Origin of the sequence: Microbacterium sp. SLBN-154, assembly GCF_006715565.1 — a bacterium.
Taxonomy (GTDB): Bacteria; Actinomycetota; Actinomycetes; order Actinomycetales; family Microbacteriaceae; genus Microbacterium.
Map to the genome: position 1 here is coordinate 1,558,517 of NZ_VFNL01000001.1, position 12,771 is coordinate 1,571,287.

The 12,771-nt window shown below is 70.5% G+C and carries 11 protein-coding genes; 6 read left to right on the forward strand and 5 right to left on the reverse strand.

The annotated features are described in order from the left end of the window. Positions 1 to 80 precede the first annotated feature (80 nt). The 3 genes from FBY40_RS07560 to FBY40_RS07570 are packed head-to-tail and all read left to right on the forward strand — an operon-like array spanning position 81 to position 3,655. A complete protein-coding gene (locus FBY40_RS07560; protein WP_141937702.1) occupies positions 81 to 719 on the forward strand; it encodes a flagella basal body P-ring formation protein FlgA in 639 nt (212 codons plus the stop codon). Next, positions 716 to 2,110, forward strand: coding sequence for an AAA family ATPase (locus FBY40_RS07565; protein ID WP_141937704.1), 1,395 nt, complete (start codon positions 716 to 718; stop codon positions 2,108 to 2,110). Before FBY40_RS07560 ends, FBY40_RS07565 begins: the two co-directional genes overlap by 4 nt. A 57-nt stretch (positions 2,111 to 2,167) precedes the next feature. Next, positions 2,168 to 3,655: a sensor histidine kinase gene (locus tag FBY40_RS07570; RefSeq protein WP_141937707.1), complete on the forward strand. Its 1,488-nt coding sequence runs from the start codon at positions 2,168 to 2,170 to the stop codon at positions 3,653 to 3,655. Positions 3,656 to 4,147: 492 nt separating this feature from the next. Here the strand turns inward: FBY40_RS07570 and FBY40_RS07575 are convergent, their stop codons facing one another. Beyond that, positions 4,148 to 4,396 (reverse strand): WhiB family transcriptional regulator, encoded by a 249-nt coding sequence (locus FBY40_RS07575; RefSeq protein WP_124292764.1) that lies wholly within the window; start codon positions 4,394 to 4,396, stop codon positions 4,148 to 4,150. Between the two features lie 209 nt (positions 4,397 to 4,605). Between FBY40_RS07575 and FBY40_RS07580 the strand changes: the two genes are divergently transcribed. Continuing rightward, entirely contained in the window at positions 4,606 to 5,013 is a 408-nt protein-coding gene (locus FBY40_RS07580; RefSeq protein WP_141937708.1) for a histidine kinase, read from the forward strand. Between the two features lie 13 nt (positions 5,014 to 5,026). On the opposite strand, the gene bcp is transcribed toward FBY40_RS07580, so the two are convergent. Genes bcp through aroA form a run of 3 tightly spaced genes read right to left on the reverse strand, consistent with a single transcriptional unit; the run spans position 5,027 to position 7,936 of the window. Next, the gene (gene bcp, locus FBY40_RS07585) at positions 5,027 to 5,497 is read right to left on the reverse strand and encodes a thioredoxin-dependent thiol peroxidase (protein ID WP_141937711.1); all 471 of its coding nucleotides are present in this window, start codon (positions 5,495 to 5,497) and stop codon (positions 5,027 to 5,029) included. After that, entirely contained in the window at positions 5,494 to 6,585 is a 1,092-nt protein-coding gene (gene rsgA, locus FBY40_RS07590) for a ribosome small subunit-dependent GTPase A (RefSeq protein ID WP_141937713.1), read from the reverse strand. The genes bcp and rsgA overlap by 4 nt, the downstream gene beginning before the upstream one ends. 7 nt (positions 6,586 to 6,592) lie before the next feature. Continuing rightward, the gene (gene aroA, locus FBY40_RS07595) at positions 6,593 to 7,936 is read right to left on the reverse strand and encodes a 3-phosphoshikimate 1-carboxyvinyltransferase (RefSeq protein ID WP_141937715.1); all 1,344 of its coding nucleotides are present in this window, start codon (positions 7,934 to 7,936) and stop codon (positions 6,593 to 6,595) included. Between the two features lie 37 nt (positions 7,937 to 7,973). Here aroA and FBY40_RS07600 point away from each other — a divergent pair, with 37 nt between their 5' ends. Together FBY40_RS07600 and FBY40_RS07605 are read left to right on the forward strand one after the other, a co-directional pair. Continuing rightward, the gene (locus tag FBY40_RS07600) at positions 7,974 to 8,642 is read left to right on the forward strand and encodes a sigma-70 family RNA polymerase sigma factor (protein WP_124292769.1); all 669 of its coding nucleotides are present in this window, start codon (positions 7,974 to 7,976) and stop codon (positions 8,640 to 8,642) included. Then, positions 8,639 to 8,881, forward strand: coding sequence for a zf-HC2 domain-containing protein (locus FBY40_RS07605; RefSeq protein WP_124292770.1), 243 nt, complete (start codon positions 8,639 to 8,641; stop codon positions 8,879 to 8,881). The genes FBY40_RS07600 and FBY40_RS07605 overlap by 4 nt, the downstream gene beginning before the upstream one ends. A 51-nt stretch (positions 8,882 to 8,932) precedes the next feature. Here the strand turns inward: FBY40_RS07605 and FBY40_RS07610 are convergent, their stop codons facing one another. Continuing rightward, positions 8,933 to 12,676 (reverse strand): multifunctional oxoglutarate decarboxylase/oxoglutarate dehydrogenase thiamine pyrophosphate-binding subunit/dihydrolipoyllysine-residue succinyltransferase subunit, encoded by a 3,744-nt coding sequence (locus tag FBY40_RS07610; RefSeq protein WP_141937717.1) that lies wholly within the window; start codon positions 12,674 to 12,676, stop codon positions 8,933 to 8,935. Positions 12,677 to 12,771: the final 95 nt, after the last annotated feature.

Here is a 12,771-nt window from a genome sequence, read left to right on the forward strand (position 1 = left end):
GAGCCCGCGCGGCGCTGTGGATAAAACCCGGCTGTGGATAACGTGGCGGCCCGTTCCTCGGCCTGAGCGAACATGGCCTCATGACCGCTGTGGACACCGGCCGCCGCCATCGCGCCTTCTGGGCTGACGCACGCTTCCTCCTCGGCATCCTCCTGATCGTCGCCTCCGTGGCCGGCGTCTGGTTCGTCGTCTCGGCGGCGCGGCAGACGGTACCCGTCTTCGTCGCCGCGCGCACGATCGTCTCGGGCGAGGTGGTCTCGACCGACGACGTGCGGCTCGAAGAGGTGGCTCTCGGCGCGCTCGAGGGGTCGTACCTCGACCCGACGTCCTGGGAAGGCTCGCTCGACGAGGGGGTGGTGGCCACCCGCACCATCGCCTCCGACGAACTGGTGCCGCGCAGCGCGGTCGAGTCCGCAGACGCGGTGCGCACCACGACGGTCGTCCTCCGCAGCTCCGTCGACGTCCCGGCGGCGGTCGAGGCGGGATCGGTGGTGGAGGTGTGGGCGGCTCCGCTCATCGAACCGGGCACCTACGACGTGCCGCGGATCCTCGTCGCCGATGCCACGGTGGTCTCGGTGACACGCGACGATTCGATGATCGGCGGAGGCGCCGCCGCCCTGGAGATCGTCATCCCGCGAGCAGATGTCGCCGTCGTGCTCGAGGCGATGTCCGACGAGTCGGCCCTCTCGGTCGTTCCCGCCGTCGGAGGCGCACGATGAAGGTGCTCGTCGCCGTCGACGAACCGCGCGGTGCGGACCTCGCCGACCAGCTCGCGGCCGAGGGCCTCGACGTGGTCGCGGTCGTCGCCGCCGATGCGCTGGCCCTCGCCGGGGAGGATGCCGCCTACGGCAGCGACGCCCGCATCACCGCGGTGGCGCTCCGCGAGGTGGAGGCGGTCATCCTGCAGGCCGATCGCCGGACCATGACCGCCGCCGCGGTGGCGCTCTGCGATCGTCAGGGCGTCCGCATCGTGGCGCTGTGCGCGCAGGACGCCGACCGGCCCCTCGTCGACGCGTACGGGGTCTCGTCGATCCTGACGCTGACCGACCCCGGCTGGCGGATCGCCGAGGCGATCACCATGGCCGGCCTGGCACGCGGCAGCGCCTCTGCCTCGGCCGCCGTCGACGAACCGGGCGCCGAGCCCGGGCGCCCGGCGCCCCGTGTCATCGCCGTGTGGGGTCCCGCCGGGTCGCCGGGTCGATCCACGGTCGCGGTCGAGCTCGCGCTCGAACTCGCCCGCGGCGGACGACGCGTCGCCCTCGTGGATGCCGACGCGCACGCCCCCGCGCTCGCTCTCGCCCTGGGTCTCGCCGACGAAGGACCCGGCTTCGCCGCCGCCTGTCGTCACGCGGGGCGCGGCGAGCTGACCACCGCCGAACTCGAACGCATCAGCACCCCGCTGAGTCAGACCGGCGTGCGCGTTCTCACCGGCATCAACCGCCCGTCGCGGTGGCCCGAGCTCTCGCACGCCCGCGTCGCGGCCGCGCTGGAGGCCTGCCGCAGCTGGGTGGAGTTCACCGTCGTCGACGTCTCTTCGTCGCTCGAGCGCGACGAAGAGATCGTCAGCGACCTCGACGGACCGCGCCGCAACGCCGCGACGCTCGCGGCGCTCGACGTCGCCGACCACGTCGTCGCGGTCGCGGCGGCAGACCCCGTCGGCATCGCCCGGTTCCTTCGCGGCTACACCGAACTGCGCGCGACCGTCGGGCCGACTCCCGTCGCCGTGCTCGCCAACCGCCTTCGGCCGGGACCCCTCGGCATCGACGCGCGGGGGCAGGTGCGCCGCACCCTCGACCGGTTCGCCGGGATTCGCGACGTGTGGTTCGTCCCCCACGACGCCCGCTCCGCCGATGCAGCCCTGCTCACCGCGCGGCCCATCGCCGAGGTCGCGCCGCGCTCGCCGTTCGCGGCGGCGATCCGACGATTCGTGGGCGAGGCCCTCGCGCCGCCGGCTCCCGGCGTCTCGCGGCGCGCGCAGCGCGAGCGGCGCGTCCGCCCGGCGCGCGCCAAGCGTGAGCGCACCGGGCGGGGGGACGAGCGGGCATCCGAGCGGTGGCCTGACCACCGGGCGCAGCGCCGCGGAACGGTCGTCGTCTCGAAAGCGCGCTGAGCCCCCGCATCCGTCCCCGCACCGGACTGCACCCCCACCGCGCCTAGGCTGGGAGCCGTGTCGACGCTCAGTGATCTCGTGTACGCGCAGGGCCGCTCCCGGTCGGAGGAGGTCGAGTGGCTCCACCGTCTCGCAGGTGACGGGCAGCTCCTGGCGGACCTGGCGTTCGCCGACATCGTGATCTGGGTGCCCACCGCCGACGATTCGTTCGTCGCGGTGGCGCACACGAGGCCGAGCGGGGCGGCGACACTGTTCTACCGCGACATCGTCAGCGACCGGGTCCGCCCCCAGTGGGCGACCCAGGTGCGCGACGCGTTCGTCTCGGGCCGCATCGTCGACTCGGCCTCCCCGGACTGGTTCGAAGAGACGCCCACCCGCGTGCGGGCCGTGCCGATCGTCCGTCGGAGCGGAGAGACGGTCGAGACGGTCGGCGTGCTCACCCGCCACACCAACCTCGGCGAGACACGCACACCGTCCAGGCAGCAGATCACCTTCAACGACTGCGCCGACGATATGTTCGGCATGATCGCCTCGGGCGAGTTCCCCGACCTGTCGACGCCCACCGCGCCGCGCCGGGGCGCGCCCCGCGCGTCGGACGGGCTCATCCGCATCGACCCCGCGGGCGTCGTCACCTTCGCCAGTCCCAACGCACTCTCGGCCTTCAACCGGATGGGCTTCGACGACGAGCTCGAGGGCGAGTCGCTGGTGGAGGTCACCACCCGCATCCTCACCACGCGACGCGAGTTCGACGAGTCGCTGCCCCTGGTGGTCACCGGACGAGCGCCGTGGCGCGCCGACATCGAGGCGCAGGGGGTCACGGTGTCGCTGCGGACCATCCCGCTCCGCGATCGCGGCACGCGCATCGGCGCGATCGTGCTGTGCCGCGACGTCACCGAGCTCCGCCATCAGGAGCAGGAGCTCATCACCAAGGACGCCACGATCCGCGAGATCCATCACCGCGTCAAGAACAACCTGCAGACGGTGGCCTCCCTCCTGCGGATCCAGGCGCGGCGCTCGCACTCCGATGAGGCGCGCGAGGCGCTCACGCAGGCCATGCGCCGCGTCTCGGCCATCGCCGTCGTCCACGACACCCTGTCGGAGGGGCTCACCCAGAGCGTGGACTTCGACGACGTGTTCGCGCGCGTGCTGAAGCTCGTCGCCGAGGTCGCCGCCGCCGCACCCAGCACCCGCGCGCGCACGCGCTCCATCGGTCGCTTCGGCACCCTGCCGAGCGCGTACGCGACCCCGCTCGCCCTCGCGCTGACCGAACTGGTCACCAACGCGGTCGAGCACGGACTGGCCGGACAGGAGGGCGACGTGGAGATCCTCGCCGACCGGACCGACGAGCGGCTCGAAGTGCGGGTCCGCGACAACGGCGTGGGTCTGCCCGAGGGTCTGGTCGGGCGCGGGCTCGGTACGCAGATCGTGCGCACGCTTATTCAGGGCGAGCTCGGGGGCACGATCGACTGGCACACGCTGGTCGGCAGCGGCACCGAGGTCACGATCGAGATCCCCCTGCGCTACATCGAGCGGATACAGGGCTGAGTCGTCGCGAGCATTCCGTGACCCGTCACGGAATAGCCTTTCCCGGCGCGAACAGCCGCGCTATTTGACGGTTCGCGGGGAGTGGACTCCTCAGGCGGGTCGCGGACATGCCGCGACCCGTCAAGATATACCCTTTCCCGGCGCGAACAGCCGCACTATTTGACGGTTCGCGGGGAGTGGACTCCTCAGGCGGGTCGCGGACATGCCGCGACCCGTCACGGAATAACCTTTCCCGCCGCGAGCAGGCGCATTTCTTGACGGTTCGCGGGGAGTGGACTCCTCAGGCGGGTCGCGGACATGCCGCGATCCGTCGCGGAATAGCCTTTCCCGGCGCGTACAGGAGCGTTTTTTGACGGGTCGCCGGGAACTCAGTCCTCGGACGGGTCGTGGGGAACTCAGTCCGCGGACGAGTCGTGGGGAACGGACTCTTCGGACGGGTCCGGGGAAGGGACGGGTCGGCCCCCGGACGAACCCGGCCGCGGCGGGCGGGCGTCAGCTCGCGCGACGGGCGCGTGCGGCGCGACGCTTCAGGGCGCGACGCTCATCCTCGGACAGGCCGCCCCAGACGCCCGAGTCCTGGCCGCTTTCGAGGGCGTACTGCAGACACGTCTCGGTGACGGTGCACCGGGCGCAGACCGACTTCGCCTTCTCGATCTGGTCGACGGCAGGCCCGGTGTTCCCGACGGGGAAGAACAGCTCGGGGTCGACGGTGAGGCAGGCGGCCTTGTCGCGCCAATCCATGGTGGTGCTCCTTGATGCAGAATGGTGGGGGAAATGGTATGTCCCGGAATCGGGGCCGATACCCTGTGGGAGTGCGAGCGGATGCTCGCCCCACGTCGCTGTGGGAGCACACGGCTTGTTCAATGCTCCCATAGCACATGAAGGGAATCAAGAGTCGACGTCTCGGTTTCGGCCAGGTTTCCTTCCGCCCCCCGGAACGAGAGAGGTTCATGCGCGACATCATCGCCCACCGGATCGCCGGTTTCCTGTTGGCTCTCGAGGGCATCGGGCTGCTGATCCTCGTCGGCTGGCAGGTGGTCGCGCTGGTGGGCGGCGACACCGGGATCCTGACGACCGCGCTGGCCCTCCTCGTCCTCACCGTCGCCGGTGCGGCGATCGTCCTCGCCTTCGCCGCGGCCACATGGCGCCGCGTGTCGTGGGGGCGATCGGGAGGGATCGTCACGCAGCTGCTGATCCTCGCCGTCGCGCTGGGGGCGGCGACGGGCGCCTACGCGCAGCCGTTCTCGGCGCTGCTGCTGGCGGTGCCGGCCGTGGTGGTCCTCGTCACCCTCATCTGGGCGACGCGCACCTCGGCGCCCCGAGAAGCCCCCGACGAGGACGCGGGCCCCGAGGCCTGATCCGAGGGCGAGCTCAGGCGGCGAGGCCCAGGATGCTCCGCACCCGGGCGACGTGGCCGGTGGCCTTGACGTTGTAGAGGGCGTGCGCGATGCGGCCGTCGGCGTCGATCACGAAGGTCGAGCGGATGACGCCCTGGACCGTCTTGCCGTAGTTCGTCTTCTCGCCCCACGCGCCATAGGCGTCGTGCACCGCGTGATCGGGATCGCTCAGGAGCGGGTAGGTCAGGCCGTCGCGCTCGCGGAACTTCTGCAGCGTCGCCGCGTCGTCGCGCGAGATGCCGAGCACGGCGTAGCCGGCGGCCTGGAGCGGGGCGAGCGAGTCGCGGAAGTCGCATGCCTCGGTCGTGCACCCGGGCGTCATGGCGGCGGGGTAGAAGAAGAGCACCACACCGGTGCCGCGGAAGTCGGCGAGCGAGACCGGCGTGGAGTCCTGGTCGTCGAGGGTGAAGTCGGGGGCGAGGTCTCCAGGTTCCAGACGCGTCATGACTCCAGCCTAGGGCGAACGGGATGCCGCGTCGCGGCCCGATCGCCACGGTCGGCGAAGGTCGACAGAAGCCGCTGGAGCGAGTCGAGCCGCGCAGGTCCGGTCGGACCCAGCCGTCCCTCCGCGGCTGCCTCGACGAGGGCGCAGTCCGGCGCGTCGGGCAGGTGCGTGCATCCCCGGGGGCAGTCCTCGGCGACCTCGGCCAGCTCGGTGAAGGCGCGCAGGATGTTCGCGGGATCGACGTGACCGAGACCGAAGGAGCGGACGCCGGGGGTGTCGATCACCCACCCCGAACCCGACGCCCCGCGGTAGCGCAGCGACACCGTCGAACTGGAGGTGTGGCGCCCACGGCCGGTGACCTCGTTGACATGTCCGGTGGCTCGGCGAGCGTCGGGGACGAGCGCGTTCACGAGGGTCGACTTGCCGACGCCGGAGTGCCCCACGAACACCGTGGCGTGCCCCGCGAGTGATGCGCCGATGCGCTCGACCGGCATCTCACCGCGCGCGCTGGTGAACACGTCGAGGTCGAGTCCCTCGAAGTGGCTGAGGAACTCGGCGGGGTCGGCGAGGTCGGTCTTGGTCACGACGAGCAGCGGGCGGATTCCGGCATCCAGCGCAGCGACGAGGTACCGGTCGACCAGCCGTTCGCGCGGCTCGGGATCCGCCGCCGCGACGACGATGAGCATCTGGTCGGCGTTGGCCACGATGACCCGCTCGACCTGATCGGTGTCGTCGGCACTGCGGCGAAGGAGCGAGGAGCGCTCTTCGATGCCGACGATCCGGGCGAGGGTGCCCTCGTCGCCGGAGGTGTCGCCCACGAGCCGCGCGCGGTCGCCCGTGACGATGGCGACCTTCCGCAGCTCGCGCGCCCGCATCGCGATGATCTCGTGCTCGTCGTCGCCGTCCTCGTCGACGAGGACGGCGTACCGACCCCGGTCGACACCGAGCACGCGACCGATCTGCGCGTCGGCGTGCGCCGGGCGGCGCTTGGTCCGTGGACGATTGGCCTTCGGATTCGGCCGGACGCGCACATCGGCCTCGTCGAAGTCGAGGTCGTCGTCATCGTCGGTGTCGTCCAGCCAGCTCACGGCGGGGTCATCCCTCGGCGGCTGCGCCCGAGGCGCCGGAGAGCATCCTCTGCCAGAGTTGCGGGAACTGGGGCATGGTCTTCGCGGTCGTGCCGATGTCGTCCACCGCCACCCCCTCCACCCGCAGGCCGATGAGGGCACCGGTGGTGGCGAGGCGGTGGTCGTGGTGGGCGCGCCAGAGGCCGCCCCGCAGCGGCCGGGGAACGATGCGGATGCCGTCGGCGAGTTCGTGCGCCTCGCCGCCCAGAGCGCGGAGGTTGTCCACGAGCGCCGCGATGCGGTCGGTCTCGTGCCCGCGGATGTGCCCGATGCCGTACAGGGTCGTCGGCGCGTCGGCGAAGGCGGCGAGGGCGAACAGGGTCGGGGTCAGCTCGCCCGCGGCGGAGAGGTCGAGGTCGACGCCCGCGATGGCGTCGCCGGCGGTGACGGTCAGAGCGCCGCCTCGGCGCACCACGCGCGCACCCATGAGGGCCAGGATGTCGCTGAGCATGGCCCCGGGCTGGGTGGAGTGCAGCGGCCAGCCGGTGACCGACACCGATCCGCCCGCGATCATGGCCGCGGCCAGGAACGGGGCGGCGTTGGAGAGATCGGGTTCGATCGCGACATCCTTCGCCCGGATCGGCCCCGCGGGCACGACCCACTCGCCGGGCGCCGGGCGCTCGACGTGGACGCCCCTGCGGGCGAGGGCCTCGACGGTCATGTCGATATGCGGGATGCTCGGGAGCCGGCCGCCCAAGTGGATGAGGTGCAGGCCCACGTCGAAGCGCGGAGCGGCCAGGAGCAGTCCCGAGACGAACTGGCTGGACGCGCTGGCGTCCATCGTCACCTCGCCGCCGCGGACGTGCCCGCGACCCCGTACGAGGAAGGGGAGCGACCAGTGGCCGCCGTCGTCGATGTCCACGCCGACGTCTCTGAGCGCGCGAATCATCGCGCCCATGGGGCGGTGGAGCGCCGTCTCGTGGGCGGTGACCTCGACATCGTTGTCGGCGAAGCCGGCGACGGGGCTGATGAACCGCATCACGGTGCCGGCCTGACCGCAGTCCACCGCGCCGCCCCCGTGCAGGGGCCAGGTGGGGGTGATGAGCAGGTCATCGCCGAAGTCGCCGTCGCCGGGTTCGGTCTCGGCGGTGACGCCGAGCGCCCGCAGGGCGTCGATCATCCGCGCCGAGTCGTCGCTGTGCAGCGGGGCGGTCAGCCGGCTGGGACCGTCGGCGAGGGCGGCGAGGACGAGTTCGCGGTTGGTCAGCGATTTCGACCCCGGCACCGTGACGACGGCACGCAACGGAGCCTCCGCAGTCGGGGCAGCCCACGCGCGGACGTCGGAGTCGGGGGAATACCCGGGCGGTGTCATCGGGTTCTACCCTAACGAACCACCGAGAGGAGCCGGGATGATCGCCACGCTCGAACGGCCTGATGCACAGGCTGTCGAGGAGGTCGCCGCCGTAGACTGGCGCGTGATGTCTGACCAGCCAGCCTCCGTCGAGGACACGCGTACGCAGTTCGAGCAGCAGGCGCTGCCGTTCATGGACCAGCTGTACGCCGCCGCGATGCGGATGACGCGCAACCCCGCCGACGCCGCCGACCTCGTCCAGGAGACGTTCGTGAAGGCGTTCGCGTCGTGGAAGAGCTTCACCCAGGGCACGAACCTGAAGGCGTGGCTGTACCGGATCCTCACCAACACCTACATCAACACGTACCGGAAGAAGCAGCGCGAGCCCTTCCAGGGGGCGATCGACGAGCTGGAGGATTGGCAGCTCGGCGGAGCCGAATCCACGACGGCGATCAGCACGCGCTCGGCCGAGGCCGAGGCGATCGACCACATGCCGGCGTCGGTGGTGAAGGACGCCCTGCAGGCGATCCCCGAGGACTTCCGGTTGGCGGTGTACCTCGCCGATGTCGAGGGCTTCGCCTATCAGGAGATCGCCGACATCATGAAAACCCCCATCGGCACGGTCATGAGCCGTCTGCACCGAGGCAGACGGATGCTGCGTGACCTGCTGGCCGATTACGCGAAGGAGCGCGGCATCGACACCGCCGCGACGGGAGCAAAGAAATGACGGACTGCGGCTGCGAGAAGGCACGGCGCGACCTCGAGGAGTACCTCCGCAACGAGGTGTGCAAGACCGAGCACAACGACATCACCGAGCACCTGGACAACTGCCCCGGATGCCGCGACGAGGCGTTGGTCGCCCGTACGCTGACCGAGGTCGTGGCCCGGGCATGCAAGGAGACGGCGCCCGAAGAGCTGCGCGACCAGATCCTCGCCCGGCTGCGCGCCGTCCAGGCCACGCACTGACCGCGCGTCGACCCGGCCCACCGTCGGCGACGGCGGCCGGGTCGAGCCGCGTCAGAAGCTCAGCGCCGCCCGCATGATCTCGGCCTGCTCGGCCGCATGCACCTTCGGCGACCCGGTCGCCGTCGAGGCCATGGCGGGGCGCGAGATCAGCTCGATGTCGCGGCCGTCGAGGTGCTTGCTCAGCTCGAGGGCGATGAACGGCCAGGCGCCCTGATTCTCGGGCTCGTCCTGCACCCACACGAGGTCGGCGCCGGGGTAGTTGGCCAGCACGCGGTGCAGCGCCTCGACGGGGGAGGGATAGAACTGCTCCAGACGCACCAGGGCGATGCGCGGGTCGGGCTTCTTGTCGAGCTCGGCGCGCAGGTCCCAGTGGAGCTTGCCCGAGTGCAGCAGCACCCGCTCCACCTTCGACGCCTCGATGCCACGGTCGTCGTCGAGCACCGGCTCGAAGCGACCGGTGAGGAAGTCCTCGACCTTGCTGGTGGCTCCGCGCAGGCGCAGCATCGCCTTGGGCGTGAAGACGATGAGCGGCCGACGGGGACGCGCGTACGCCTGGCGACGCAGCAGGTGGAAGTACGACGCCGGGGTCGACGGGCGAGCGACGATCATGTTGTCCTGCGCGCACATCTGCAGGTACCGCTCGATCCGCGCGGAGGAGTGGTCGGGCCCCTGGCCCTCGTACCCGTGGGGGAGGAGGAGGGTGACGCTGGACTGCTGACCCCACTTCTGCTCGGCGGAGGAGATGAATTCGTCGATGACCGACTGGGCGCCGTTGGCGAAGTCGCCGAACTGCGCCTCCCAGAGCACCAGCGCGTCCGTGCGCTCGACCGAGTAGCCGTATTCGAAGGCCATCGCCGCGTATTCGCTGAGCAGGGAGTCGTAGACCCAGAAGCGACCCTGATTGTCGGCGAGGTTGGCGAGGGGGATCCACTCCTGGCCGTTCTGACGGTCGTGCAGAACGGAGTGGCGCTGCACGAACGTGCCGCGGCGCGAGTCCTGTCCTGCCAGACGCACCGACGTGCCCTCGACCAGCAGCGAGCCGAAGGCGAGGAGTTCGGCGAAGCCCCAGTCGATATTGCCGTTGCGGCTCATGTCCAGGCGCTTGTCCAGCAGTTGCTGGAGCTTGCCGTGCACCGTGAAGCCCTCGGGCTTGTTGACGAAGGCGTCGCCGATGAGGTGCACCATGTCGCGCGAGACACCCGTGGTGTCGAGCTCGCCCGCGGGCGTGGCGCCCGCGTCGTCGGCATCCGGACCGACGGTGGGTGAGGACCCGGTCTCGGCCGCGTGGGTCTCGGCGAAGGCGATCTCGAGACGGTTCTGGAAGTCGCGCTTGGCCTGCTCGTACTCTTCCTCGGTGATGTCGCCGCGACCGACGAGCGCCTCGGTGTAGAGGCGTCGCACCGAGCGCTTGGCTTCGATGAGGTTCGTCATCAGGGGCTGCGTCATCGAGGGGTCGTCGCCCTCGTTGTGGCCTCGGCGGCGGTAGCAGACGAGATCGATCACGACGTCGCGGTGGAACTTCTCGCGGTAGGCGAAGGCCAGCTGCGCCACGCGGACGACGGCCTCGGGGTCGTCCCCGTTGACGTGGAAGATCGGTGCCTGGATGGTCTTGGCGACATCGGTCGCGTACACCGAGGTGCGCGCGTCGGTGGGCATCGTGGTGAAGCCGACCTGGTTGTTGACCACGATGTGCACGGTGCCGCCCGTGCGGTACCCGCGCAGCTGCGACATCTGGAGGGTCTCGACGACCACACCCTGACCGGCGAAGGCCGCGTCCCCGTGGATGAGCACCGGCAGCCAGGAGAACGTGCCGACGGGCTTGCGGTCCTGCCGGGCGCGCACGATGCCCTCGAGCACCCCGTCGACGGTCTCGAGGTGGGAGGGGTTGGCCGCGAGGTAGACCGGCAGTTCACTGCCGTCGTCGGCGACGAAGGTGCCCTCGGTGCCGAGGTGGTACTTCACGTCGCCCGAGCCGCGCTTGGCGCCCACGGCGACCGAGCCCTCGAACTCGCGGAATACCTGTCCGTAGGTCTTGCCGCCGATGTTGGTGAGGACGTTCAGGCGGCCACGGTGGGCCATGCCGATCGCCGCGCCGTCCAGGCCCGCTTGCGCGGCGCCCTGCAGCACCTCGTCCAGCAGCGGGATGAGGGACTCGCCGCCCTCGAGGCTGAACCGCTTCTGGCCGACGTACTTCGTCTGCAGGAACGTCTCGAAGGCCTCGGCCTGGTTCAGCTTCGACAGGATGCGCAGCTGCTCGTCGTGGCCGGGCTTGGTGTACTTGACCTCGACGTTCTGCTGGAACCACAGCCGCTGCGCGGGGTCCTGGATGTGCATGTACTCCAGGCCGATGGTGCGGCAGTACGAGTCGCGCAGCACACCGAGGATCTCGCGGAGCTTCATGAGGCGCTTGCCGCCGAAACCGCCCGTGACGAACTCGCGGTCGAGGTCCCAGAACGTGAGGCCGTGCTGCTCGATCTCGAGATCGGGGTGGGTGCGCTGGACGTACTCGAGCGGGTCGATGTCGGCCATGAGGTGGCCGCGCACGCGGAAAGAGTTGATGAGCTCCTGCACGCGAGCGGTCTTGTCGACGCGCTCGGCGACGTCGACGTTGATGTCGCTGGCCCAGTGGATGGGGGCGTAGGGGATGCGCAGAGCGGCGAAGATGTCGTCGTAGAAGTCGCGCTTGCCGATGAGCAGCTCGTGGATGATCTTCAGGAACTCGCCCGAGCCGGCACCCTGGATGACGCGGTGGTCGTAGGTGCTGGTGAGGGTGATCGTCTTGCCGATCGCCATCTCGTTGAGCGTCTTCTCGCTCGCGCCCTGGAACTCGGCGGGGTAGTCCAGCGCGCCCGCGCCGACGATGCAGCCCTGCCCCTTCATCAGGCGCGGGACCGAATGGACGGTGCCGATGCCGCCGGGGTTGGTCAAGGAGATCGTGGTGCCCTGGAAATCGGCCGCGGTGAGCTTGTTGCCCCGGGCGCGGGTGACCAGGTCCTCGTACGAGGCGAGGTACTCGCCGAAGGTGAGCGTCTCGGCCCGCTTGATGCTCGGCACCAGGAGCGAGCGTGTGCCATCGGGCTTGGGGAGGTCGATCGCGATGCCGAGGTTGATGTGCGCGGGGGCCACCACGGAGGGCTTGCCGTCCACCTCCGCGTAGAAGACGTTCTGGCTGGGGAACGCCTTGAGCGCCTGGATCATGGCCCAGCCGATGAGGTGGGTGAAGCTCACCTTGCCGCCGCGGGTGCGCGACATGTGGTTGTTGATGACGATGCGGTTGTCGATCATCAGCTTCGCCGGCACGGTGCGCACGCTCGTCGCGGTGGGCACGGTCAGCGACTGGTCCATGTTCGCCGCGAGGGTCTTCGTCATTCCCTTGAGGACGGTGACCTTGTCCTCGTCGGCCTGCTCCGGTGCGGCCGATGGGGTGACCTTGGGGGCCTGCGCCGGGATCGGCTGCGGGGCCGCCGGCTTCGCCGTGGTGCGGGCGACCGGCTGGGCGCCGATCACGGGCACCGGTGCGGTGATCGGGTGGGCCTCGTTCGCCGGAGCGGAGTGGGGGGATGCTGCGGGCGCGGCGTCTGTCGCGGGCGGCGCGTCCGACGCGGCGGCGCCGGCGTCATCCGCGGTCTCACCGTCCACCTCGACCGGGTGATAGGCCTCGAGGATCGGCCACCACTCCTTGTCGACGGAGTTCTTGTCGACCTTGTACTGCTCGTACAGTTCGTCGACCAGCCATTCGTTGGCCCCGAACTCTCCCTCGCTCGACACCCCGACGCCGGTCACCTGGCTCGACACGCTCGATCGCCCGCTTTCATCGCCGAAATTCGTCCGTCGTACAGGTCTCGGTACGGCCCGCACGCACGATTGTTAAGACTAACCCAGTCTGTCGA

Coding starts and splice junctions, on each gene's coding strand:
- FBY40_RS07565 (WP_141937704.1), top strand. CDS start 716: ATGAAGGTGCTCGTCGCCGTCGACGAACCGCGCGGTGCGGACCTCGCC.
- aroA (WP_141937715.1), bottom strand. CDS start 7,936: ATGACACCGCCCGGGTATTCCCCCGACTCCGACGTCCGCGCGTGGGCT.
- FBY40_RS07580 (WP_141937708.1), top strand. CDS start 4,606: ATGCGCGACATCATCGCCCACCGGATCGCCGGTTTCCTGTTGGCTCTC.
- FBY40_RS07605 (WP_124292770.1), top strand. CDS start 8,639: ATGACGGACTGCGGCTGCGAGAAGGCACGGCGCGACCTCGAGGAGTAC.
- FBY40_RS07560 (WP_141937702.1), top strand. CDS start 81: ATGACCGCTGTGGACACCGGCCGCCGCCATCGCGCCTTCTGGGCTGAC.
- FBY40_RS07575 (WP_124292764.1), bottom strand. CDS start 4,396: ATGGATTGGCGCGACAAGGCCGCCTGCCTCACCGTCGACCCCGAGCTG.
- bcp (WP_141937711.1), bottom strand. CDS start 5,497: ATGACGCGTCTGGAACCTGGAGACCTCGCCCCCGACTTCACCCTCGAC.
- FBY40_RS07600 (WP_124292769.1), top strand. CDS start 7,974: ATGATCGCCACGCTCGAACGGCCTGATGCACAGGCTGTCGAGGAGGTC.